Below are 21474 nucleotides of genomic sequence, written 5' to 3' on the forward strand. Positions count from 1 at the left end.
TGGCCGCCAGGTGGCAGCGCGCGGCTTGGCCTGGCAACCAGCCAGGCGCTGCGCCACGCACTGCCACCTGGCGGCCACTCAACGGCAACGTGGGCTACGAAAAGATATTGAACAGGCTCTCAGGGGATTCAGCGACCGAAACGCAACGTGGTTTCCGCCTTGCCGACGCTGTGCTGGCGAAACATGGCACTGGCCTTTGCGGCGGAGGCATCGACGGGCAGACCCAGGCTGGGAACATCCAGTGCGTAGACGGTGAACACATAGTGGTGCGGCGGATCGCCGGCCGGCGGGCAAGGTCCACCCCAGCCGACATCGCCGAAATCGTTGCGCAAGGCGTGTGCACCTAGGGGCAACGCGCCGCCCTGCGGTAATCCTATGCTCGTCACCGGCAGATCGATCGCCACCCAGTGCCACCAGCCGCTTCCGGGCGCGTCGGGGTCGTACACGGTCAGCGCCAGGCTCTTTGCGTTGGCCGGCACGTTTTGCCATTGGATGGCGGGGGCGATGTTCTGGCCGGTGCAGCCGAAACCGTTATAGGTGTGACGCGCCGCGATCATGCCTCTGGCATCGGTAGCGTCAACGTGGATGCTGAAGTTGCCGGCATGCGTGGCAGTGGTCGCGGCAAAGAGCAGGGTGGTGGCGGTGATTTTCAGCATGGGGTGTCTCCCGAGGCATGCCGTGCATCATGCGCCGCTGCGTGTGATGCCCATGTCCCGATACGCTCAAACACCCTGCCGAAACACTTCAGGACTTCGTTGTAGGAGCGCACCCTGTGCGCGAATCGGCCCGGAAGGGCCGGGTTCAACCCGGCGCAGAGCAAAACAGGCTCCGCTTTGCGGAGCTTTCGCCCACCGGGTGGGCTCCTACAGGAAGCTTGCGGGGTAGTCTCAGTGCGCGATGCCGGCAGGCAGCTGCATGGTGATGCAGTGCAGGCTGCCGTTCTGCCAGATCAGCGGGCGGCAGGGCACCTGCACGATCTCGCGACCCGGATGCGCCTGGCCTATGATCCGCGCGGCTTCCTCGTCGGCCTTGTCGCCATACGCAGGCACCAGCACAGCACCGTTGACGATCAGGTAGTTGGCGTACGAAGCGGCTAGGCGGCGCCCCTCGTCGACAATTGGCTGAGCCCATGGCAGCGGATAGAGCTGGTAGGGCTTGCCCCCGGGCGTGCGCAGCGCGGCCAGCTCCGCCGCCATCTTCTGCAGCTCGTCATGGTGCGGATCGCTGGTGTCGTCGCACGCCTGGAACACGATGCGCTCGCCTGGTGCAAAGCGGGCGAGGGTGTCGATGTGGGCGTCGGTGTCGTCGCCTTCCAGATAACCATAGTCCAGCCACAGCACACGCTTGGCATGCAGGCTGTTGCGCAGGATCTCGCTCATCGCTTCACGCGACTGTTCCGGATGGCGCTGGGTGAGGCAGCGCCAGGTGGTGAGAACGCTGCCTTCGCCGTCGCTTTCGATACCGCCGCCTTCCAGCGCCCAGTCGATGCGCTTATGCGCCGCCTGTCCGAATACGCCCGCCTGCACCAGGCCGGCGATCAAGGCGTCGTCCTGCTCCGCGCCGAACTTGCCACCCCAGCCGGTGAAGCGGAAATCGGTGAGCTGGAAGGCGCCGTGGCCGTCATTCAACGTGATCGGGCCGGAGTCGCGCAGCCATGTGTCGTCGTAAGGCAGTTCAACGAAGCGAATTCGGGACGGATTCACGCCCGCAGCACGCAGCAATACTTCCGCATGAGCGCGTAGTTCGGCATCGGCTACAACGATGATCAGCGGCTGGAAACGGGTGACCGCACCGGTCAGGGCTACATAGGTGGTTTCCACGTCGGCAAGGCGCTCGGCCCAGTCGGTATCGGCGTGCGGCCAGGCGATCAATACCGCCGCCTGCGGCTCCCATTCAGCGGGTAGGCGCAGCGTGTGGTTAGTCATTGCGGTCGAATTCCATGCATCAAAAAGAGGCCGCCGAGGCTATGGCTGGCGGGCAAGGATGCAAAGTGTAGACGATGGCCACGCTGGGCCGGAAACGACAACGCGGCCCCTGTTGCCAGAGGCCGCGTAGATCATCAGCCAACGGTCAGTTGACCGAGGCGGGATTCGTATTGTTGCCTGCTGGCGTATTGAGCACCGCGTGAATCACGTGGCTGTGCTCGAAGTACACGATGAAGTTCGAGTAGTCCCAACGGTTGATCACCGGATGCTTCGCGCTGTCTCCGCCGCGGGGCGACAGCTTGCGCTGCGGCGCGCCGTACTTCTGCTCCACCTGTGACATGCTCATGCCACGTATGGGCAGGTTCATGTCCTTTTCCTGCTGCACGCGGTTGATCAGCAGGTTCTCCGCATGAGTCGCCTGCGGCGCGGAAAGGCCGGCCGAGGCCAGCAGCACGATCATCGGCAGGCTGATGTTGAGCTTGTACATGGTCCCCTCTCCACGCTGGCAGGGCGCAGTCCAAGCTACGCCTCCGCACGTTAATCCAGTGTGCCGAATAGTGTCCCCAAGTGGCAGCGAGGGGATGAGCCCCGCAACACCGCACAGTGCGGCGTCGTTGTAGCAGAAGTGTTTCAGCGATGCCATGCGCTAGCGCTGTGACTGCGATGGGGTGGGCATTTGTTAGGAGCAGTAAGGGGTGAGAAGTAAGTAGTAAGGGCGCAAGCCCGGGTGTTTGCCCCCTTACTCCTTACTTTTTACCCCTCGCTGCTCGCTATCATGTCCGGCTGCGGGCGGCTGGACGCTCGGCAAGGATACGTTTCGCCCATGATTGCTTTTCGCCATTTCGCCCTGCGCCGCGGCAGCCGGCTGCTCCTTTCCGACATCGACCTGGTGATCCAGAGCGGGTGGCGGCTGGGTGTGATTGGCCGCAACGGTTGTGGCAAATCCAGCCTGTTCGCAGCCCTGCAGGGCCAATTGGAGGGTGATGCCGGCGAGCTGGACATGCCGTCCAAGTTGCGCCTGGCCTCCGTGGCGCAGGAAACCCCGGCCTTGCCCGACCCGGCCATCGAATACGTGATGGGCGGCGATGTGGAGCTGGCTGCCGCCCTGCGCGACGAGAACGACGCCGATGCCCGTGGCGACACCGAGGCCATGGCCAAGGCCCATCACCGCATCGAGGAACTGCACGGCTACGACGCCCGTGCCCGCGCCGGCCGTTTGCTGCATGGCCTGGGCTTTTCAGCGGACACGCACGAACGTGCCGTCAAAGAGTTCTCCGGCGGCTGGCGCGTGCGCCTCAATCTGGCCCGTGCGCTGATGGCGCCGTCCGAACTGCTGCTGCTTGATGAGCCGACCAACCATCTCGACCTGGACGCGGTGCTGTGGCTGGAAGAATGGCTGCGCCGCTACCAGGGCACGCTGCTGATCATTTCGCATGACCGCGAATTCCTCGACGGCGTCATCACCCATACGATGCATCTCAACGATGGCGGCGCCAAACTCTATACCGGCAACTACAGCGCCTTCGAGCGTCTGCGCGCCGAGCAGTTGCGCCAGAAGCAGATCGCCCATGAGCGTGAGCAGGCCGAGCGTGCCCATCTGCAATCCTTTATCGATCGCTTCAAGGCGAAGGCCAGCAAGGCCAAGCAGGCGCAGTCGCGCATGAAGCGGTTGGAGAAGATGGCGGGCACTGAGGCGGTGCGCGCCGAGCGCCCGTTCCACTTCCAGTTCGCCGTGCCGGATCGCTTGCCCGATTCGATGCTGCAGCTTGAAGAGATCGAGGCCGGCTATCCCGGCGAGAACGGCGCCGACACCGTCACCATTCTTCGCGACGTGCGCTTCCGCCTCGAAGCCGGCGAGCGTATCGGCCTGCTGGGTCCCAATGGTGCCGGTAAATCGACCCTGGTGAAGACCCTGGTCGGCGAGCTGGAACCGTTGGGCGGCGAGCGCAAGGCGCACAAGGATCTCAAGATCGGCTACTTCGCCCAGCACACGGTCGAAAGCCTGCGTGAGGGCGCCAGTCCGTTCGATCACCTGCAGGACAAGGCGCCGGGCGTTAGCGCGCAGGCGATGCGGGATTTTCTCGGTACGTGGAATTTCGCCGGTGATCGCGCCTTCGAATCCGTCGACGGTTTTTCCGGTGGCGAACGCGCACGTCTCGCGCTCGCCTTGATCGCCTGGGACAAGCCCAACCTCCTGCTGCTCGACGAACCGACCAACCATTTGGATCTGGACATGCGCGAGGCACTCGCCGATGCGTTGTCCGATTTCGATGGTGCGCTGGTGCTGGTCTCGCACGATCGGCACTTACTGGGCATGGTCTGCGACAGTTTCTGGCGCGTGGCTGATGGTGTCGTCGAAGGATTCGATGGCGATCTGGACGACTATGCGCGCTGGTTGCGCAGCCGTGGCTCGGCCAACAAAAAGGCAGACAAGAAGGCGAAGGCCGCTGCCGACAGCAAGCCCGTGGTGCTGGTCGAAACGCCCGAAGAGCGCCGTCGGAACGCCGTCGCGGACCGAGAGAATGAGAAGGCCGCCCGTCAGCGCGTCAAGAAGATCGAAACACGCGTCGCCACCATCGAGACCGAACTCACGACGCTGGAGAGCAAGCTCGCCGATCCAGCGACCTACAACGGCTCCACATCCGAGCTGATGAAACTCAGCCAGCGCCAGACCGAACTGCGCCGCGAGAAGGAATCGCTCGAAGGCGAGTGGCTGGAGCTCTACGACCAACTGGAAGCCTGAGCATGGACAATGCCGCGAGGCCGTTGGAACTTTGGCTGCCCGACCTGCCGCGTTTCGACCCGTCGCATCCGCTGCGCACGCTGCTTGCCCGCGCCGATCGCATCGAGGATGGCGCCAAGGGTTATCTCGCGGGTCTCGCCAGTTACTTCAGCTGCGCCGGCGACTTTTCTCCCGCCGCGTTGACTCGCGAACTCATCGCTGGCGATGCTGCGGACGCCGCCTGGCTATGTGCCGATCCGGCCTGGATTCAGCCCGATCTCAACGGTGCCCGTTTGCTGGCTTGTGGCCAGTTGCAGCTGAGCGCGGAAGACGCCCAGGCGCTGGCGCGCCCGTTGAAGCCGGTGTTCGGCGATGCGGGCATGATCCTCGAGGTGACCTCACCGGATCGTTGGCATGTACGCCTGTCGCCGAACAGTCCTGTGCCGGAATTCGCCGCGCCCGAGCAGGCACTGGGCGAAGACCTCTACCAGCATCTACCCCAGGGTGTGGATGGCCGCCGTTGGCGTGCTCTGCTCACCGAGGTGCAGGTGTTGCTGCATCAGCACCCGCTCAACGCCGAGCGTCGTGCGCGCGGCTTGGCTCCCGTCAACAGCCTTTGGCTATGGGGCGGCGGCCGGTTGCCGACTCGGGTGACTAGTGGTCTTGCTGCGGTGGTGGGTGACGATGTGTTGCTGAGTGCGCTGGCTCGACGCGCAGGTGTGACGGCGCTGCCGCGCACGCCAGCGAGCGTCGGCCAAGCGCGACCCGGTTGGCTGATCGACCTGCAGGATCTTCCTGTCGACGACATCGCACAATCATGGTGGCCGCTGCTGCAACCGCTGGTCGCAAAGCAACCGATGCAACTCAGCTTCGCCAGTGGCGAGCGTTGGCTGTATCGCCCATGGCACCGCTTCCGCTTCTGGCGCGGTGGCGGACGATGAGTCGCCTGGATCTGCGCCGCCGAGTGCTGCAAGGCACACCCAGCGGCTGGAGCGATGCGGTGCATCCGGTGCTGCAGCAGATCTATGCCGCGCGCGGTGTGCTCACACCGGTTCAGGCGGATCACCGGCTCGCTTGCCTGCTGTCGCCGCAGCAATTGGGAGGCATGGAGCGTGCCGTCGAATTGCTGCTCGAGGCGATCCACGACGACTGGTCCATCCTCATTGCCGGCGATTACGATTGCGATGGCGCCACCGGCACGGCTGTTGCCGTGCGCGGCTTGCGACTGCTTGGCGCTCAGCGGGTCGACTATGCCGTGCCGAATCGTTTTATCCACGGCTATGGTCTGAGTCCCGCACTGGTCGATTCGTTGCAGCCGAAGCCGCAGTTGATCATCACCGTCGACAACGGTGTGGCTAGCGTGGCTGGCGTCGCCACGGCACAGGCGTTGGGCATGCGCGTCATCGTCACCGATCACCATCTGCCCGGCGAGCAATTGCCTGCGGCGGATGCGATGGTGAATCCGAATCTTGCGGGTGACCATTTTCCGAGCAAGGCATTGGCCGGCGTGGGTGTGATGTTCTACCTGCTGCTCGCCTTGCGTGCTCGCTTAAGAGAGCAGGGCGCTTTCGGCTCTGCGAAAGAACCCGATCTCTCGGTGCTGCTGGATCTGGTAGCGCTCGGCACCGTGGCGGACCTAGTGCCGCTGGATTACAACAATCGCGTGCTGGTCGAGGCGGGCCTCAAGCGCATTCGCAGCGGGCGTGCCTGCCCGGGCATCACCGCACTGGTGGAATCGGGCAAACGCAGCCTGGCCACGCTATGCGCCAGCGATCTCGGTTACGCCGTCGGCCCTCGCCTGAATGCGGCAGGGCGTCTGGAGGACATGCGCCTTGGCGTCGAATGTTTGCTGACCGACGATGCCGCCAAGGCGCGGCGTTACGCCGAACAACTCAGCGCCATCAATCAAGAGCGCCGCGAACTGCAGGCGGCGATGGTAGCCGAGGCGGAAGTGATGGTGGGCCTGGCCGCGAGCAGCGACGCCGTGGGTGTGGCCTTGTTCGAACCCTCCTGGCATGCCGGCGTGGTCGGTCTGGTGGCCTCCAAATTGAAAGAGCGATTGCATCGCCCCGTGATTGCCTTTGCTCCGGCCAGCGAAGACAACGCTGAAGACTTGCGCGGCTCCGCACGCTCCATCGCCGGGTTCCATATTCGCGACGCACTTGCCGCCATCGATGCGCGCCAGCCTGGCCTGATCGAACGCTTCGGCGGTCACGCCATGGCCGCCGGCCTGAGTCTCAAAGCCTGCGACTACCCGCGCTTCGCCGATGCCTTCGATGCCATCGCTCGCGAATGGCTGGACGAAGAACGCCTGCAAGCCGTGCTCTACACCGACGGCGAATTGCCGCCCGGTGCCGCCACCCTCGAACTGGCCCGCCAACTGCGCTACGCCGGCCCATGGGGCCAGGCCTTTCCCGAGCCGCTGTTCGACAATGAGTTCGAATGCGCCAGCTGGCGCGTGATGGGCGAAAACCACCTGCGCCTGAGCCTGAGCGACCCGCGCGACGGCAGCCTCATCGACGCCGTAATGTTCAACGCCTACATCGGCCAGCCCCCGCCGCCACGCCTGCGCGCGGTCTACGAGCTGACTATCAACGACTGGCAGGGGCGCGAGACGCCACGCCTGCTGTTGCGTCACATCGAGGCCCTGTAGGAGCCCGTCTTCACACACTCTCGCTTGCAAATGGCCGTCCGTGGCGTATGCACTAGGCTGACATTGACGAGCGAGGTATCGCCATGATCGTGCAGATGACTGGCCTGCCGCCCGGGGTGCTCGGCTTCACCGCTCACAACCAGGTCACCGCCAAGGATTACGAGCAGGTGATCGTGCCGGATATCGAAGCGGCGTTTGCCATCAATCCCAAGCTGCGGGTGATGTTCCATACCGACGAGGATTTCACCGGTTTCGACGCCGGTGCGATGTGGGACGACGCCAAGCTGGGTTTCCGCCATTTCAGCGGCTGGGAGCGCGCAGCGCTGGTGACCGATGTCGGCTGGATACGGACGCTGGCCAGGGCGTTGGGGTTCCTCTCGCCCGGTCAGTTCCGGCTGTTCCACAGCGCGGAACTGGACGATGCCAGGGCCTGGGTCTGCACCACCTGATCCTAATTTCCGCTTGCGTGTAGCCGCGGGCTGTGCTTAAAGTCGCGGCCATGACTGCTTTTCCTATTGCCCATCTGCGCACGTTCTACGCCGCTTCCGCGGCGAGCGTCTGCATGGCTGCGAACGGCCTGAACAATAACGCCAATAACAATCTCCGCTTCGACGGGTGGGCCGGCGTGTAGACACGAAAAGTCTCCAGATTTCACGCAAAGGGCCCGCCAACCGCGGGCCCTTTTTTTGTTTCAGCGCGCTGTTTTGCGCGTCATCAACCCTTCGAGGAGTGCAAGACCATGTGTTCCATCTTCGGCATGTTCGACCTGCAGCCCGGTGACGACTTGGCCGCGCTACGCCGCCAGGCGCTGGAGCTGTCGCAGCGCCAGCGTCATCGTGGTCCCGACTGGAGCGGCGTGTTCGTCGATGCCGGCGTGATCCTGGTGCACGAGCGTCTGGCCATCGTGGACCCGGCCAGCGGTGCGCAGCCGCTCCGTTCGCGCGACGAGTCGCTGGCCCTGGCGGTGAACGGCGAGATCTACAACCACCGCGAGCTGCGCGCGGCCAGCGATTACGACTTCACCACCGGCTCCGATTGCGAGGTGATCAACGCGTTGTATCGCGAGCAAGGGGCGGCCGAATTCATCAAACATGGCCTGCCGCAGCTCAACGGCATCTTCGCCTTTGCGCTCTGGGACAGTGAGGCACAGCGCTACCTCATTGCACGCGACCCTCTCGGCGTTTGCCCGCTGTATTGGGGGCACGATGGAGAAGGACGCCTGTGCGTGGCATCGGAGATGAAGGCCTTGGCGGGGGTGTGCGCGGATGTCGATACGTTCCCGCCCGGCCACGTCTACGACAGCGCCACCGGCGAACTGACCCGTTACTACCACAAGCGCTGGCGCGACTATGAGGCAACGCGCGGACACGACATCGCACCCGCCGCATTGCGCGAAGCCTTCGAACAGGCCGTGCATCGCCAATTGATGACGGACGTGCCTTACGGCGTGCTGCTCTCGGGCGGTTTGGATTCGTCGCTGGTGGCCGCCTGCGCCGCCCGATTCGCTCGCGAACGGATCGAGGACGACGATCGCACCGAGGCCTGGTGGCCGCGTCTGCATTCTTTTGCCATCGGGCTGGAAGGTTCGCCCGACCTGGCCGCCGCCAAAGTTGCCGCCGACGCGCTGGGCACCGTGCATCACGGCTTCGTCTACACCTTCTGGGAGGGGCTGGATGCGTTGCCCGAAGTGATCCGCCACATCGAGACCTACGACGTCACCACCATTCGCGCCTCCACTCCGATGTACCTGTTGGCTCGCCGTATCAAGGCCATGGGCGTGAAGATGGTGCTATCGGGCGAGGGCTCGGACGAGATCTTTGGTGGCTACCTGTACTTCCACAAGGCGCCTTCCGCCGAAGCCTTTCACGAGGAAACCGTGCGCAAGCTCGACGCGTTGCACAGCTACGACTGCCTACGTGCGAACAAGGCCATGATGGCCTGGGGCGTGGAGGCTCGCGTGCCGTTCCTCGATCTGGAATTCATGGATGTGGCAATGGGCCTGGACGCCAAATACAAAATGGCCGGGCAGGGCCGCATCGAAAAGGCGGTGCTGCGTGAGGCTTTCCAAGGCGCATTGCCGGATTCGATTCTGTGGCGCCAGAAAGAACAATTCAGCGACGGCGTAGGCTATGGCTGGATCGATGGATTGAAAGCACATGCGGAGCAGGCCATCAGCGATCGCGAATTCGCCGCGGCGGCCACGCGTTTCCCCCACAACCCACCGGCCACCAAAGAGGCCTACCTGTACCGCCGTATCTTCGAACAGCACTTCCCGGGAGCGGCTTGCGCAGCCACCGTACCTGGGGGCAAATCGATCGCCTGTTCCTCGCCGGCTGCGCTGGCCTGGGACCCGGCCTTTGCCAACGCGGCAGATCCTTCGGGGCGCGCGGTGCGTGGCGTGCACCAGCAAGCGCTGGCGTAGCGCGGGGGCATCCCAGCGCACCTGATGGGTGTCGAACCCCAGCTACGCAAGCCATTGGCTACCCCCTGTTTGTCCCTTTTCGGAACAGGCAGGGGGAGGGGTAGAAGCAGCGCCTGCGAGAGGACGGTGGTCACCGCAGATTGTTGTGCAGCAGCAGGCAGGTGTTGTGCCGATCGAAGTCGAAGAAGAAGTCCATATCGCCGAGTGACCCGCTGCCGAGGATGTAGTCCCACGGCATGTCGACATCACGGAACACGCCGAACGTCATCTTGATGGGCTGGCCGGAGACGATCACATCAGCGGTGGCCTGGCTGACGCGTGCCGCATGCGTGGCGCCGATGTCGCTCAGATGCAAGCGGCGGTTGTAGATGACGCCAACCTGTTCTGCTGCCGCCTGGTTGCCGTTGAGGTAGAACGCGCTGCCGCTGTCCAGCAAGGTGGTGCGCAGGGTGCCGTCGATGGAAAGCGCGGTCACCGCGCGCACACTGTTGCCCCATAGGCTGGTCGAAACGAGCATCGGTTGGTCGCAAACAGGACGCGTGCTGGTCTTGCTGTAGATGTAGAGATTGCGTTTGGTCAAATGGAACGCGCCCAGGTGACGCAACACATCCATGCCGATCAGGCGACGATGGGCCTGGACGACCTCCACCGGTACGTTCTCGAGCGTGATGCCGCCGAATGTTGCCTTATCGAGGACACCCTGCTGTGTTGGCACGCCTTTCGAAAGGAGTCCGCCGATCCGTCCGTCGATGCCGGTCAGGCGCACACCCAGCTTTTTTGCGGTGTCTTCGTCCAGCACGACGGGGCCGGCGCCAGTGTCCAGAATCATCCGGCTGGATTCGCCGTTGGCCTCTAGCGTCACCTCGCCGCGATCGTCGCCGTATGCCTTAGTCAGCGGGATAGTGACGACACTCTCTGGCCTGGACAGCTGGAACTCGGGCAGGCCGCGGCGTTGTTCCACGAAGCTGCTCAGCGCGTCGAGATCGGCCTGCGGCACGCGTCCCTGAAATCGTCGCAAGATGGCCAGCGCGTCGGCCTCAGCCGCTTTGGAGCCTTTGGAAAGGCGCAGATTGCCGTTGGCAAAGCCCGCGCAAAAAAAGGCGACCTGAGGACGCTTGTCGAGCAACTCCTTTTCGCACAGAAGGGCATCCTCGCTGGACTTGCCCAGGTTGAAATGGATGCGCTCCAGGGTCATCGCGGCAAGCACGCGGACGACCGGATCAGGGTTCTGCTGATACAGCTCGGCCATGGCTGGCACGTCGACACGCGACAGCGCCAGCGATACCGTCTTCATCGCCTGGGGCGCTGTCATGGCAGCGGGCGCGGGCGGAGGGGCATCAGCCGCGGAAAGGTCGTTCGCGCCTGCCATCAAGAATGCCGCCAGGCTCCATGCCGCCAATCTCGATCTCATCCGTTGCGTCCTTGCCGGGAGGGGAGCCGAGTATAGAGAGCCGTTGGCGACGATTTCATGTTTTCCGTCCGGTCGTCCGTGCAGCGCCACGCCGTCCCGCCCATCCCCAGCCGTTCTCGCTCTGTTACCATGTACGGCCGTTTTCTCATGATTTTCCATCCATGATCGAAACCAATCCGATCCTCGCGCAGATCGCGGACCTCCGGGGCCGCGTCGAGTCGCTTAGGGGGTATCTTTGACTACGCCACCAAGCGTGAGCGTCTGGAAGAAGTAAGCCGCGAACTGGAAAGCCCCAACGTGTGGGACGACCCGCCGCGCGCGCAGGAACTGGGCCGCGAACGCGCCCGCCTGGACACCATCGTCAGCGGCATCGACTCGCTGACCGCCGGCCTGACCGACGCCAGCGAGCTGCTGGAGATGGCCGCCGCTGACGGCGACGAAGAGACCATCAACTCCATCATCACCGACCTCGGCAAGCTCGATGCCCAGGTGAGCAAGCTGGAATTCCAGCGCATGTTCTCCGGCAAGATGGACGCCAACAACGCGTTCGTCGATATCCAGGCCGGTGCCGGTGGCACCGAGGCCCAGGATTGGGCCGAAATTCTGCTGCGCATGTATCTGCGCTGGTGCGAGTCGCGCGGCTGGAAGACCGAACTGCTGGAAGTCAGCGGCGGCGAAGTGGCTGGCATCAAATCCGCCACCTTCCGCGTCGAGGGCGACTACGCCTACGGCTGGCTGAAGACCGAGATTGGCGTGCATCGCCTGGTGCGCAAATCGCCGTTCGACTCCGACAACCGCCGCCACACCAGCTTCACCTCGGTGTTCGTGGCGCCGGAAGTGGATGACGACATTGACATCGACATCAACCCGGCCGACCTCAGGACCGACGTGTATCGCTCGTCCGGCGCCGGTGGTCAGCACGTCAACAAGACCGAATCGGCCGTGCGTATCACGCATGTCCCGACCAATACGGTCGTGGCCTGCCAGACCGAGCGCAGCCAGCACGCCAACCGCGACCGCGCCATGAAGATGCTGGCTGCCAAGCTGTACGAACTGGAGCTGCAAAAGCGCAATGCCGAGAAGGATGCGCTGGAAGCTTCCAAGTCCGACATTGGCTGGGGCAGCCAGATTCGCAACTACGTGCTGGACCAGAGCCGCATCAAGGATCTGCGCACCGGCATCGAACGCTCGGACACGCAGAAAGTGCTGGACGGTGACCTGGACGAGTTTGTCGAGGCGAGCTTGAAATCCGGCCTGGATGCGGGTGCCAAGCGCATCGACGCGTAACCTGTCCGTCATCGTTCCCCATCAACGACAAGGTGCCTCCATGAACAGCAGCAGGATTGTCCGGATTCTGATCGTCTGCGCGGTGTTCACGGCTTTGAGCGACACGGCGGGCGCGCAGCAGGAAAACTCCTCCGGCCAGGGCATCAAGCAGGATGCGAAAGCCGCCGGCAGGGCTGTCGGCGATGCCGGCCGCGACGTCGGGCATGCGACGCGGGATGCGGCCGTCAAGGTGGGGCACGGTGCACGCGATGCAGGCGTCAAGGTTGGGCATGGTGCGCGCGACGCAGGCAAGGGCATCGGCCACGGCGCGCGCGAGGGCTGGGACGCCACCAAGCACGCAGTCAAGCACGTGTTTGGCAAGGACGATTGACGAACGGCGCTGGCAAGCAACATGCCCGGTCCGCTGATCTAAATCCCGATGATCTAAACGATAAAACGCGCCGGCCGACTGCGGGCGCCAGCAGCTACGGAAACCTCATGAGCGAAACGACCGATACCCTGCCCATCGACGAGAACAAGCTGATCGCCGAGCGCCGCGAGAAACTGAAAGCGTTGCGCGGGCAGGGCATCGCCTTCCCGAACGACTTCAAGATCGACGCCTTCGTCGGCGACCTGCAGGCCGAGTTCGAGGATAAGGACGTCCATACGGCCGAAGTCATCGAGGCCGCCGCGCGCCGTGTCAAGGTGGCCGGTCGCATCGTGCTCAAGCGCGTGCAGGGCAAGGTCAGTTTCGTGCAGATGCAGGACATGACTGGCCGCATTCAGCTGTTCATCCACCAGGGCACGGTGGGAGAGGCAACCTACGAAGCCTTCAAGGGTTGGGACGCGGGCGACATCGTCGGCGCCGAAGGCGTGCTGATGCGCACCAAGACCGGTGAGTTGTCGGTGAAAGTGGGCACGCTGCGCCTGCTGACCAAGAGCCTGCGCCCGTTGCCGGACAAGTTCCACGGCCTGGCCGATGTGGAGCAGCGCTACCGCCAGCGCTATGTCGACCTGATCGTCACTGAAGAGGCGCGTCGCACGTTTGCACAGCGCTCGCGCATCATCGGCTTCATCCGCAAGTGGCTGGAGGCCGAGCCGCGCCGCTTCATGGAAGTGGAAACGCCGATGATGCATATCATCCCCGGCGGCGCTACGGCCAAGCCGTTCGTCACCCACCACAATGCGCTGGATATGGACTTGTACCTGCGCGTGGCGCCGGAGCTTTACCTCAAGCGCCTGGTGGTCGGCGGTTTCGACCGCGTCTACGAGATCAACCGCAATTTCCGCAACGAGGGCGTGTCCACCCGGCACAACCCCGAGTTCACCATGCTGGAGCTGTATCAGGCGTACGCCACTCACACCGAGATCATGGACCTCACCGAGGAAGTGATTCGCGAGTCGGCCAAGGCGGTTATCGGCACGACCCAGCTGCAATGGGATGGCGCGGACATCGACGTTGGGCCGGCCTTCCGTCGCTGGAGCATGGAAGACGCGGTGCTGGAGTTGAACCCGGAGATTCGCCGCGAAGAATTGCGCGACCGCGAAGCACTCGCCGCGCACTGCAAGCGGCTGGGTATCTACATCAAGGGCGAAGCCGGCTGGGGCCGCCTGCTGCTGGAAATCTTCGAGAAGACGGTGGAGCACACCCTGGTGCAGCCCACTTTCATCACCGATCATCCGGTGGAAATCTCGCCGCTGGCCCGCGAGAGCGACACCAAACCCGGCATCACCGACCGCTTCGAGCTGTTCGTCAACGGCAAGGAACTGGCCAACGGCTTCTCCGAGTTGAACGACCCGGAAGACCAGGAAGCCCGCTTCCGCGCCCAGGTAGCCGCCAAAGATGCCGGCGACGACGAAGCCATGCACTTCGACGCCGACTACATCCGCGCGCTGGAAGTGGGCCTGCCGCCGACCGGTGGCCTCGGCATCGGTATCGACCGTCTGGTGATGCTGCTGACCGGTGCCGCGTCGATCCGCGACGTGTTGCTGTTCCCCTATATGCGTCCGGAGGCCTGAGCATTCCGTTGCACGCTGGCCCGGTTGCTCTGGTGCGACCGGGGACGCGTGCATGTGCATGCTTCTGTTCCCTCTCCCTGTCGGGGAGGGGGTTGGGGTGAGGGGCGGGTGCTCGGCTCACCGTCTTTATTTCGTCATTCCGGCGTAGGCCGGAATCCAGTGACTTAGCGCTTCGGTTATCGCGCTGTCGCGACCTGGCTCGCCTGCCGCGGGCTTTCGAACCGCTGCCGCGGTCCGAGTCACTTTTCTCTGTTTGGCCAGAGAAAAGTAACCAAAAGAGAGGCCACCCCGGTTTCGCGCTCTACGGGCTTCGCCCTCCGAGTCCATGAGGTCTGGCCGGGCTTTTCGACACGACGTCCCTGTCGTGTCGAAAAGGCATGGGCATCCATGCCCATGCCCCTGCGGGCCTGATCGTCCAGCCCTCACCGCTCCACAGGGGCCCCCAAGATCAAGAGCAAACCCTCGCTTATCTGGAGGTAGCCATATCCACATGGGTCGAAAGAGCACAGCTCCATGCAGACGCGATATGTGTGCAGGAGACAGGGCTTTCTCAGAGCGACGTACTGAGATTCGTCAACCAGTCCGGCAGGATGCCGATGATGATGCTTTCGAGTACGTGATCGGCGCCCGTCACGATCAACAGGCCGACGATGATGAGGAGCGCGCCGAGCATTTTTCGGCCGCGGCTACCAGCATTCATCATCCGGCTCCGCCAGCGCGATAGGACACCGCGTGTGGCCATGGCGATGGCCAGCAGCACCGTGGCGATGCCCAGGCCAAACGCGGCCATGACCAGCGCCACCTGCGCCAGGTTTTTCCCTTGCGCGGCCAGCAGCGTCGCCGCGCCCAGCGTCGGTCCGACGCAGGGGCTCCAGACCAGACCCAACAGCACACCGATGCCCGCCTGACCCGAGAGGCCGAAGCGATCCAGCCTTGCTTGCCGTTCCCCTGCCCAGGTAGCGAGCGGCCCGGCCGCCTTCTCGAACAGCAGCTCCACCTTCGGCAAAAGCAGGATGGCGCCGACCAGGATCAGCAGGATCGCGCTCCAGTGGCGGAGGGTGGTACCGTCCAGTCCGGTGGAGGTACTGGTCGCCGCGATGGCGAAACCGGTGAATGTAAACGAGATGACCAGCCCCATCGCGAGCGCCAGCGGCCCCCATCGGTGGCGTTGTGCTGCGCTGCCGAGCACGATGGGGACGAGTGGAAGTACGCAGGGCGAAAGAATCGTCAGCGCACCCGCCGCGTAGGCGAAGAGAGGATTAAGGTCAGTGCTCATGGCAATGTTTCGCAGGGAAGGGCTGTCTGGTTACGCCTAGAAACCGGCCTGTGGGTCACTGGCCATGGCGGCACGTAAGGTGGTAACCGCCAGTCTCGCCGTAGCGAATAAACCGTGGTATCGGACACTCAAGGGCTCGCCGTCATGTTCGTTTCACGCTTGCTTAGCGCATTTTCGCTGGTGTTGGCCTTCGCTGTGGCGTCGCCGGCCATGGCCCAGCCGGTCCAGCCATTCACCATCGCAGCGCTGCATGCGGCTCAGGCGGCCGGTAAGCCGATATTGGTCGATGCCTATGCCGACTGGTGCCCCATTTGCCGCAAACAGGCGCCAACGATCGCGGCCATCGCCGCCGATCCCGCTTTTTCGAAACTGGTCATCCTGCGGCTCGACTTCGATACCCAGCAGGCCGAAAAGCGCCTGCTGGGCATCCTCCAACAAAGCACATTGATTGCCTATGACGGCACCAAGGAAACCGGACGGCTGGTGGGGGTGACCGACCCGGCCCAGATCAAGGCGCTCGCGTCGAGCGGCATTCGTTAGGGGTATGGAGCGGCGGCGCTTCCTGTACGCGATCGCTGGCGGCCTGGCGCTCGGCGCGTGGCTGCCCGACGCGCTGCTGCAGCGCGACTATGACGATGCCGCTTCACTGTATGCCGCGCTAAGAGATCAGCCACATCAGCGCCTGTCCATTGGCGGTGGGGACCTCGACGTAGTCTTTGCCGATGGCGCACCCGGTCTCGATCATGATCGCGTGATCCGCTGGATTCGAAAGAGCGCTACGGCGGTCGTGACTTATTTCGGCCGATTCCCAGTCAAGCATGTTGGCCTGCTGGTCATCGCCGGAGCGAGCAACCGCATCGGACCGGCAACGACCTATGGCTTCGCGGGTTCGGCGATTCGCCTTTATGTGGGCCGCGACGCCGCCGACGATGCGTTTCTTGAGGACTGGATGCTGGTCCACGAGATGATCCACCTGGCCTTGCCCGAGGTCCCCCGTCAAAGCGCGTGGCTGCTGGAGGGCAACGCGACCTATATCGAGCCGATCGCACGCGCCCAGGCCGGCCAGCTCAGCCCGGAGATCGCGTGGCGCTGGTCGGTCGAAGACATGCCCAAAGGGCAGCCCATGCCCGGTGATCTCGGACTGGACCACACCCATACCTGGGGGCGTACCTATTGGGGCGGAGCCGCGTTCTGGCTCCTTGCGGAAGTCGCGATCTACGAACAAACCGACGGACGCCGAAGCCTGCAAGATGCACTACGCGCCATCAACCGGGACAGTAGTGGCAATGGCGTGACGTGGTCCGTCGACAAGGTATTGGCGTCCGGCGATGCGGCGACCGGTACCGGCGTGCTGACAAAACTCTATGCCGAGATGAAGGACAAGCCGGTTCGGGTCGACCTGGAGGGGCTGTTCCGCAAACTTGGTGTTGCCGAGGAACAGGGGAGCATCGTGTTTGATGACCGTGCACCCCTGGCGCGCCTGCGCATGCGAATCACAAAGGGGCGTTGATGGGCGGCGTAGTCAGTTAAAATCGCCGATTCGATCTGCGCGGAGTCTCTTATGTGGTTTGCGATTATTGGTCAGGACGTTCCGGATTCGCTGGAAAAGCGCAAGGCCGCCCGGCCGGCGCATATCGAGCGCCTGCAGAAGCTGCTGGATGAGGGTCGACTGCTGGTGGCTGGTCCGTTTCCCGCGATCGAGTCGGAAGACCCGGGTCCGGCCGGGTTTACCGGCAGCTTGATCCTGGCTGAGTTCCCTTCACAGGCAGAGGCCGAAACCTGGGCCAACGCTGATCCGTATGTGGCGGCCGGTGTCTACGTCAGCGTCAGCATCAAACCGTTCCGCAAGGCGTTGCCGCCGGCATGAACAGGCCGATGGTTGATCAGATCCGCGAGCGCCTGCAGTTGGCGCTCACACCGGTCGAGCTGGAAGTATTGGACGAGGGCCACAAGCACGCTGGCCATGCCAACGAGGGCAAGGGGCATTTCCACGTACGTATCGTCAGCGCCGCCTTCGCTGGCCAGTTGCCGCTCAAGCGGCATCGGATGATTTATGCGGCGCTGGAAGGGCTGATGGACAACGGTATCCATGCCCTGTCCATCGATGCGCGAGCGCCGGATCGTTAAATTCCTTTCATAACAGTGGTATAGGCTTTACTCTTAAAGCTATATCCATATGTCAGGCGCGTTGCGGCTCCGGCCCGCGTTTGGCACAGTGCCTCGTCGCCCATCGCCATGGGCACTCCCTGCTGACTTGCCGATGCCCGCATGCGCCTGACCACGATCAAACTCGCCGGTTTCAAATCCTTCGTCGACCCGACCACCCTGCATTTGCCGACCAATATGACTGGCGTGGTGGGTCCGAACGGTTGCGGCAAATCCAACATCATCGATGCGATCCGCTGGGTGATGGGCGAGAGCGCCGCCAGCCGCCTGCGCGGCGATTCGCTGACCGACGTGATCTTCTCCGGCTCCAATTCGCGCAAGCCAGTCGGGCAGGCGACGGTCGAGCTGATCTTCGACAACAGCGACGGCACCATCCAGGGCGAGTACGGCCAGTACGCCGAGATCTCGGTGAAGCGCCAGGTGACGCGCGATGGTCAGTCCGCGTACTTCCTCAATGGTGCCCGTTGCCGTCGTCGCGACATCACCGATCTGTTCCTCGGCACCGGTCTGGGTCCGCGCAGCTACTCGATCATCGAGCAGGGCATGATCAGCCAGATCGTGGAAGCCGCGCCGGAAGAGCTGCGCGTCCATCTGGAAGAAGCCGCCGGCATCTCCAAGTACAAAGAGCGCCGCAAGGAAACCGAGAGCCGCATCAAGTCCACCCGCGAAAATCTCGATCGCGTGAAAGACGTGCGCGATGAGGTGGACAAGCAGCTCGAACACCTCAATCGCCAGGCCCGCGCGGCCGAGCGCTGGAAGGCGCTGAAAGAAGAACAGAACCGCAAGGAAGCCGAGCTGCGCGCACTGGAATACCGCGGCATCAAGGGTCAGCACGATGGCGAAGGCGCGGGCCTTTCCGCCGCCGAGGTCGAGATCGAGAAACACGTGGCCGAGCAGCGCCACGTCGAAGCCCAGCTGGAAAGTGTGCGCGAACGCCACACCTCGGCCAGCGAGCATTTGAACGTTGTGCAGGGCGAGGTCTACAAGGTCGGCGCCGAAATCGCCCGCGTCGAACAGCAGGTGCGCTTCAACCGCGAAACCGCGGATCGTCTGACGCGCGCTCATGCCGATACCGAACGCGAGCACGCCGAGCTGGCCGCGCACATCGCCACCGACCGCGATCAGATCGAAACCCTGCGTATGGCGCTGGCCGAAGGCGAGCCCAAACTGGAAGCCCTGCAGCAAATGCAGGACGACACCGCCGACGCGCAACGCGACACCGAAACCAAGCTCGCCGATTGGCAGCAACGCTGGGACAGCTACACGCGCACCGCCGGCGAAGCCAGCCGCGCCGCCGAGGTGGAGCGCACCAAGCTCGCCTACCTCGACCGCCAGTCGATCGACCTCTCCAAGCGCCGCGAGGCGCTGGAGGCGGAACAGAAAGCCACCGACGTCGCCGCGCTCGACGCCGCGTCGGAACAGCTGCACCTCGAACACGACACCCAGCGCGAGCGCGTCGAATCGCTCGGCAGCCTGCTCGATCAGCACAAGCTGAGTCACGAGAAGGTGCTGGACGAAGAGCGCCAGGTGCAATCCACGCTCAACGAGGCGCGTCAGCAACTGCAGACCGCACGCGGCCGTCAGGCTTCGCTGGAAGCGCTACAACACGCCGCGCTGGGCCAGGAAGAAAGCGCCGCCAGCGGTTGGTTGGCGCGCCTGGGTCTGGACAAGTCGCGCCGTCTCGGCGAAGCGTTGCAAGTGGAAGCGGGCTGGGAAACCGCCGTGGAAACCGTCCTGGCCGGCTTCCTCGACAGCGTGCTGGTGGATAGCTCGCACGCGCTGGCCGCAGAGTTTGGTGGCGTAGAAAACGCCGACATCGCCTTGCTCGATGCGGCCGAGGGCGGCGTCAATACCGCCGGCACGCTTGCCGCGCATGTGCGCGGCCCGGCGGCAGCCGTAGCCATCCTCAGTCACGTGCTTACCGCAGAGCATTTGCAGGAAGCCCATCAGCGCGTCGCTTCACTGTCGGCGCTTGCGCCATACCAGTCGGTGATGACGCGCACCGGTGAATGGCTGGGGCCGGGCTGGGCGCGTGTGCGTCGCGCGCAAGGCAACCAGGTCGGCGTACTGGCTCGCGAACGCGAGATGCGCCTGCTGGCCGAGCAGATCGAAACGCTGGAAGCACGCATCGAGGAAGCCACCGGCCAGCTCGACGACCTGCGCACCCGCAAGTTCGAAGCCGAGCGTGCGCGCGACGATGCACAACGCGAGCTCTACAACGCTCATCGCCGCCAGTCGGAACTGGCCGGTCAGCTGCAAAGCCATCGCGGCAAGATGGAAACCGCGCGCGCTCGCTCTGAAAAGGTGGCCGGCGAACTCAGCGACCTGATCAATCAGCTCGACGAGCTGCAGGGACAGATACGCGAGGCGAGGGCACGGCTGGACGAGTCCGTCGGCAACATGGGCGACCTCGAAGACCAGCGCCGCGAACTGGAAAACGAGCGGCGCGCCTTGCTGGAAGCCCGCGAAGAAGCTCGCATGAACGCGCGTGAGGCGGCCGACCAGTCGCACGCACTCGCCTTGGGTCTGGAATCCAAGCGGTCCGCGCTGAGCTCGCTGGAGCAGTCGCTATCGCGCATGGACACGCAGATCCGCCAGATCGAAGCGCGCCGCACCGAGATCACCGAACAGCTGGCCGCCGGCTCCGATCCTATTGCGGAGCTGGAAGCCGAGCGCCAGACCTATCTCGATCAGCGCCTGTTGGTCGACAAGCAACTGGTCGAGGCGCGCCGCGCCTTGGAAGACTGCGACGCCGAGTTCCGCCGCCTGGAACAGGAGCGTCAGCGCACCGAGCAAAGCCTCAACCGCCTGCGCGAAAGCCTGTCAGAGAAGCGCCTGGCCGCGCAGGCTCTGCACCTGCGTGCACAGCAGCTGGCCGAAGCCATCACGGCGTCCGGCCTGGAGCTGGAACCCTTGCTGGCCGAACTCGCTGAAGACGCCGACGCGGGCCAGTGGCGTTCGCAGCTGGGCGACATTGCGCAGAAGATCCAGCGTTTGGAACCGGTGAACCTCGCTGCGATCCAGGAGCATGCCGAGCAGAGCGAGCGTAAAAACTACCTCGACAACCAGCTGGCCGACCTGACCAGCGCGATGGAAACGCTGGAGGGCGCGATCAAGAAGATCGACCGCGAGACCCGCCAGCGTTTCAAGGAAACCTTCGACCGCGTCAACGCCGGTGTGCAGGAACTGTTCCCGCGCCTGTTCGGTGGTGGCCATGCCTATCTGGAACTCACCGGCGACGATCTGCTCGATACCGGCGTGGCCATCATGGCGCGTCCGCCCGGCAAGCGCGTCTCCAACATCACGCTGCTGTCCGGCGGCGAGAAAGCGCTCACCGCGGTGTCGCTGGTGTTCGCCATCTTCGGCCTCAACCCCGCGCCGTTCTGTTTGCTGGACGAGGTGGACGCGCCGCTGGACGAGGCCAACGTGGGCCGCTTCTCCAACATGGTGAAGGAGATGAGCGAGAAGGTGCAGTTCATTTTTGTCAGTCACAACAAGGCCACCATGGAGGCGGCCTCGCAGCTTTGCGGCGTGACCATGCGCGAACCGGGCGTGTCGCGTCTGGTGCAGGTCGACCTGGCCGAAGCCGCTAAACTCGCTGGCGCAGCCTGAGG

General features: G+C 64.0%; 19 protein-coding genes. 14 read left to right on the forward strand and 5 right to left on the reverse strand.

The features are described from left to right. Window positions 1-128 precede the first annotated feature (128 nt). The 3 genes from OUZ45_RS19905 to OUZ45_RS19915 all read right to left on the reverse strand — a co-directional run bounded on the left by OUZ45_RS19905 (window position 129) and on the right by OUZ45_RS19915 (window position 2412). Window positions 129-656, reverse strand: coding sequence for a YbhB/YbcL family Raf kinase inhibitor-like protein (locus OUZ45_RS19905; RefSeq protein ID WP_266172074.1), 528 nt, complete (start codon window positions 654-656; stop codon window positions 129-131). A gap of 231 nt (window positions 657-887) precedes the next feature. Continuing rightward, window positions 888-1925, reverse strand: coding sequence for an agmatine deiminase family protein (locus OUZ45_RS19910; RefSeq protein WP_266172075.1), 1038 nt, complete (start codon window positions 1923-1925; stop codon window positions 888-890). Between the two features lie 145 nt (window positions 1926-2070). Then, entirely contained in the window at window positions 2071-2412 is a 342-nt protein-coding gene (locus tag OUZ45_RS19915; protein ID WP_266172076.1) for a hypothetical protein, read from the reverse strand. A gap of 336 nt (window positions 2413-2748) precedes the next feature. On the opposite strand from OUZ45_RS19915, the gene OUZ45_RS19920 reads away from it, so the two are divergent. From OUZ45_RS19920 to asnB, 6 genes are all read left to right on the forward strand, one after another. Beyond that, entirely contained in the window at window positions 2749-4668 is a 1920-nt protein-coding gene (locus tag OUZ45_RS19920) for an ABC-F family ATP-binding cassette domain-containing protein (protein ID WP_266172077.1), read from the forward strand. A gap of 2 nt (window positions 4669-4670) precedes the next feature. Then, entirely contained in the window at window positions 4671-5588 is a 918-nt protein-coding gene (locus OUZ45_RS19925; RefSeq protein WP_266172078.1) for a phosphoglycerate mutase, read from the forward strand. Next, window positions 5585-7300 (forward strand): single-stranded-DNA-specific exonuclease RecJ, encoded by a 1716-nt coding sequence (recJ, locus tag OUZ45_RS19930; RefSeq protein WP_266172079.1) that lies wholly within the window; start codon window positions 5585-5587, stop codon window positions 7298-7300. Before OUZ45_RS19925 ends, recJ begins: the two co-directional genes overlap by 4 nt. Before the next feature lie 83 nt (window positions 7301-7383). Then, a complete protein-coding gene (locus OUZ45_RS19935; protein WP_266172080.1) occupies window positions 7384-7749 on the forward strand; it encodes a SpoIIAA family protein in 366 nt (121 codons plus the stop codon). Window positions 7750-7799: 50 nt separating this feature from the next. After that, a complete protein-coding gene (locus tag OUZ45_RS19940; RefSeq protein ID WP_266172081.1) occupies window positions 7800-7931 on the forward strand; it encodes a hypothetical protein in 132 nt (43 codons plus the stop codon). Between the two features lie 108 nt (window positions 7932-8039). After that, window positions 8040-9722, forward strand: a complete 1683-nt coding sequence (gene asnB / locus OUZ45_RS19945; RefSeq protein ID WP_266172082.1) for an asparagine synthase B — start codon at window positions 8040-8042, stop codon at window positions 9720-9722. A 130-nt stretch (window positions 9723-9852) separates the two neighbouring features. On the opposite strand, the gene OUZ45_RS19950 is transcribed toward asnB, so the two are convergent. After that, the gene (locus tag OUZ45_RS19950) at window positions 9853-11133 is read right to left on the reverse strand and encodes a retropepsin-like aspartic protease (RefSeq protein WP_266172083.1); all 1281 of its coding nucleotides are present in this window, start codon (window positions 11131-11133) and stop codon (window positions 9853-9855) included. 161 nt (window positions 11134-11294) lie between these two features. On the opposite strand from OUZ45_RS19950, the gene prfB reads away from it, so the two are divergent. The 3 genes from prfB to lysS all read left to right on the forward strand — a co-directional run bounded on the left by prfB (window position 11295) and on the right by lysS (window position 14418). Further along, window positions 11295-12420, forward strand: a protein-coding gene (gene prfB / locus OUZ45_RS19955) for a peptide chain release factor 2 (protein WP_266172084.1) whose coding sequence is annotated in 2 segments (ribosomal slippage) — window positions 11295-11369 and window positions 11371-12420 — 1125 coding nt in all. Because the reading frame shifts where the segments join, the coding sequence is not laid out codon by codon here. Between the two features lie 40 nt (window positions 12421-12460). After that, the gene (locus OUZ45_RS19960; protein ID WP_266172085.1) at window positions 12461-12790 is read left to right on the forward strand and encodes a hypothetical protein; all 330 of its coding nucleotides are present in this window, start codon (window positions 12461-12463) and stop codon (window positions 12788-12790) included. Between the two features lie 107 nt (window positions 12791-12897). Then, on the forward strand, window positions 12898-14418 hold the full coding sequence (gene lysS, locus OUZ45_RS19965) for a lysine--tRNA ligase (RefSeq protein ID WP_266172086.1): 1521 nt from the start codon (window positions 12898-12900) through the stop codon (window positions 14416-14418). A 550-nt stretch (window positions 14419-14968) separates the two neighbouring features. Here lysS and OUZ45_RS19970 read toward each other — a convergent pair. Further along, window positions 14969-15694, reverse strand: a complete 726-nt coding sequence (locus tag OUZ45_RS19970) for a cytochrome c biogenesis CcdA family protein (RefSeq protein ID WP_266172087.1) — start codon at window positions 15692-15694, stop codon at window positions 14969-14971. 210 nt (window positions 15695-15904) lie between these two features. On the opposite strand from OUZ45_RS19970, the gene OUZ45_RS19975 reads away from it, so the two are divergent. The 5 genes from OUZ45_RS19975 to smc all read left to right on the forward strand — a co-directional run bounded on the left by OUZ45_RS19975 (window position 15905) and on the right by smc (window position 21472). After that, on the forward strand, window positions 15905-16234 hold the full coding sequence (locus tag OUZ45_RS19975; protein WP_266172088.1) for a thioredoxin family protein: 330 nt from the start codon (window positions 15905-15907) through the stop codon (window positions 16232-16234). A gap of 4 nt (window positions 16235-16238) precedes the next feature. After that, the gene (locus OUZ45_RS19980; RefSeq protein ID WP_266172089.1) at window positions 16239-17204 is read left to right on the forward strand and encodes a hypothetical protein; all 966 of its coding nucleotides are present in this window, start codon (window positions 16239-16241) and stop codon (window positions 17202-17204) included. Between the two features lie 51 nt (window positions 17205-17255). Beyond that, window positions 17256-17561 carry a YciI family protein gene (locus OUZ45_RS19985; protein WP_266172090.1) on the forward strand — a complete coding sequence of 102 codons (306 nt, stop codon included), beginning with the start codon at window positions 17256-17258 and terminating at the stop codon, window positions 17559-17561. Further along, window positions 17558-17821, forward strand: a complete 264-nt coding sequence (locus OUZ45_RS19990) for a BolA family protein (protein WP_266172091.1) — start codon at window positions 17558-17560, stop codon at window positions 17819-17821. The genes OUZ45_RS19985 and OUZ45_RS19990 overlap by 4 nt, the downstream gene beginning before the upstream one ends. A gap of 141 nt (window positions 17822-17962) precedes the next feature. Continuing rightward, a complete protein-coding gene (smc, locus tag OUZ45_RS19995) occupies window positions 17963-21472 on the forward strand; it encodes a chromosome segregation protein SMC (protein WP_266172092.1) in 3510 nt (1169 codons plus the stop codon). Window positions 21473-21474: the final 2 nt, after the last annotated feature.

The sequence above is a fragment of the Dyella subtropica genome (assembly GCF_026283965.1).
GTDB lineage: Bacteria > Pseudomonadota > Gammaproteobacteria > Xanthomonadales > Rhodanobacteraceae > Dyella_D > Dyella_D subtropica.

What these genes read in the sequence shown, in the direction of transcription:
- OUZ45_RS19905 (WP_266172074.1), bottom strand. Translation starts at nt 656, where the DNA reads ATGCTGAAAATCACCGCCACCACCCTGCTCTTTGCCGCGACCACTGCC.
- OUZ45_RS19910 (WP_266172075.1), bottom strand. Translation starts at nt 1,925, where the DNA reads ATGACTAACCACACGCTGCGCCTACCCGCTGAATGGGAGCCGCAGGCG.
- OUZ45_RS19915 (WP_266172076.1), bottom strand. Translation starts at nt 2,412, where the DNA reads ATGTACAAGCTCAACATCAGCCTGCCGATGATCGTGCTGCTGGCCTCG.
- OUZ45_RS19920 (WP_266172077.1), top strand. Translation starts at nt 2,749, where the DNA reads ATGATTGCTTTTCGCCATTTCGCCCTGCGCCGCGGCAGCCGGCTGCTC.
- OUZ45_RS19925 (WP_266172078.1), top strand. Translation starts at nt 4,671, where the DNA reads ATGGACAATGCCGCGAGGCCGTTGGAACTTTGGCTGCCCGACCTGCCG.
- recJ (WP_266172079.1), top strand. Translation starts at nt 5,585, where the DNA reads ATGAGTCGCCTGGATCTGCGCCGCCGAGTGCTGCAAGGCACACCCAGC.
- OUZ45_RS19935 (WP_266172080.1), top strand. Translation starts at nt 7,384, where the DNA reads ATGATCGTGCAGATGACTGGCCTGCCGCCCGGGGTGCTCGGCTTCACC.
- OUZ45_RS19940 (WP_266172081.1), top strand. Translation starts at nt 7,800, where the DNA reads ATGACTGCTTTTCCTATTGCCCATCTGCGCACGTTCTACGCCGCTTCC.
- asnB (WP_266172082.1), top strand. Translation starts at nt 8,040, where the DNA reads ATGTGTTCCATCTTCGGCATGTTCGACCTGCAGCCCGGTGACGACTTG.
- OUZ45_RS19950 (WP_266172083.1), bottom strand. Translation starts at nt 11,133, where the DNA reads ATGAGATCGAGATTGGCGGCATGGAGCCTGGCGGCATTCTTGATGGCA.
- OUZ45_RS19960 (WP_266172085.1), top strand. Translation starts at nt 12,461, where the DNA reads ATGAACAGCAGCAGGATTGTCCGGATTCTGATCGTCTGCGCGGTGTTC.
- lysS (WP_266172086.1), top strand. Translation starts at nt 12,898, where the DNA reads ATGAGCGAAACGACCGATACCCTGCCCATCGACGAGAACAAGCTGATC.
- OUZ45_RS19970 (WP_266172087.1), bottom strand. Translation starts at nt 15,694, where the DNA reads ATGAGCACTGACCTTAATCCTCTCTTCGCCTACGCGGCGGGTGCGCTG.
- OUZ45_RS19975 (WP_266172088.1), top strand. Translation starts at nt 15,905, where the DNA reads ATGGCCCAGCCGGTCCAGCCATTCACCATCGCAGCGCTGCATGCGGCT.
- OUZ45_RS19980 (WP_266172089.1), top strand. Translation starts at nt 16,239, where the DNA reads ATGGAGCGGCGGCGCTTCCTGTACGCGATCGCTGGCGGCCTGGCGCTC.
- OUZ45_RS19985 (WP_266172090.1), top strand. Translation starts at nt 17,256, where the DNA reads ATGTGGTTTGCGATTATTGGTCAGGACGTTCCGGATTCGCTGGAAAAG.
- OUZ45_RS19990 (WP_266172091.1), top strand. Translation starts at nt 17,558, where the DNA reads ATGAACAGGCCGATGGTTGATCAGATCCGCGAGCGCCTGCAGTTGGCG.
- smc (WP_266172092.1), top strand. Translation starts at nt 17,963, where the DNA reads ATGCGCCTGACCACGATCAAACTCGCCGGTTTCAAATCCTTCGTCGAC.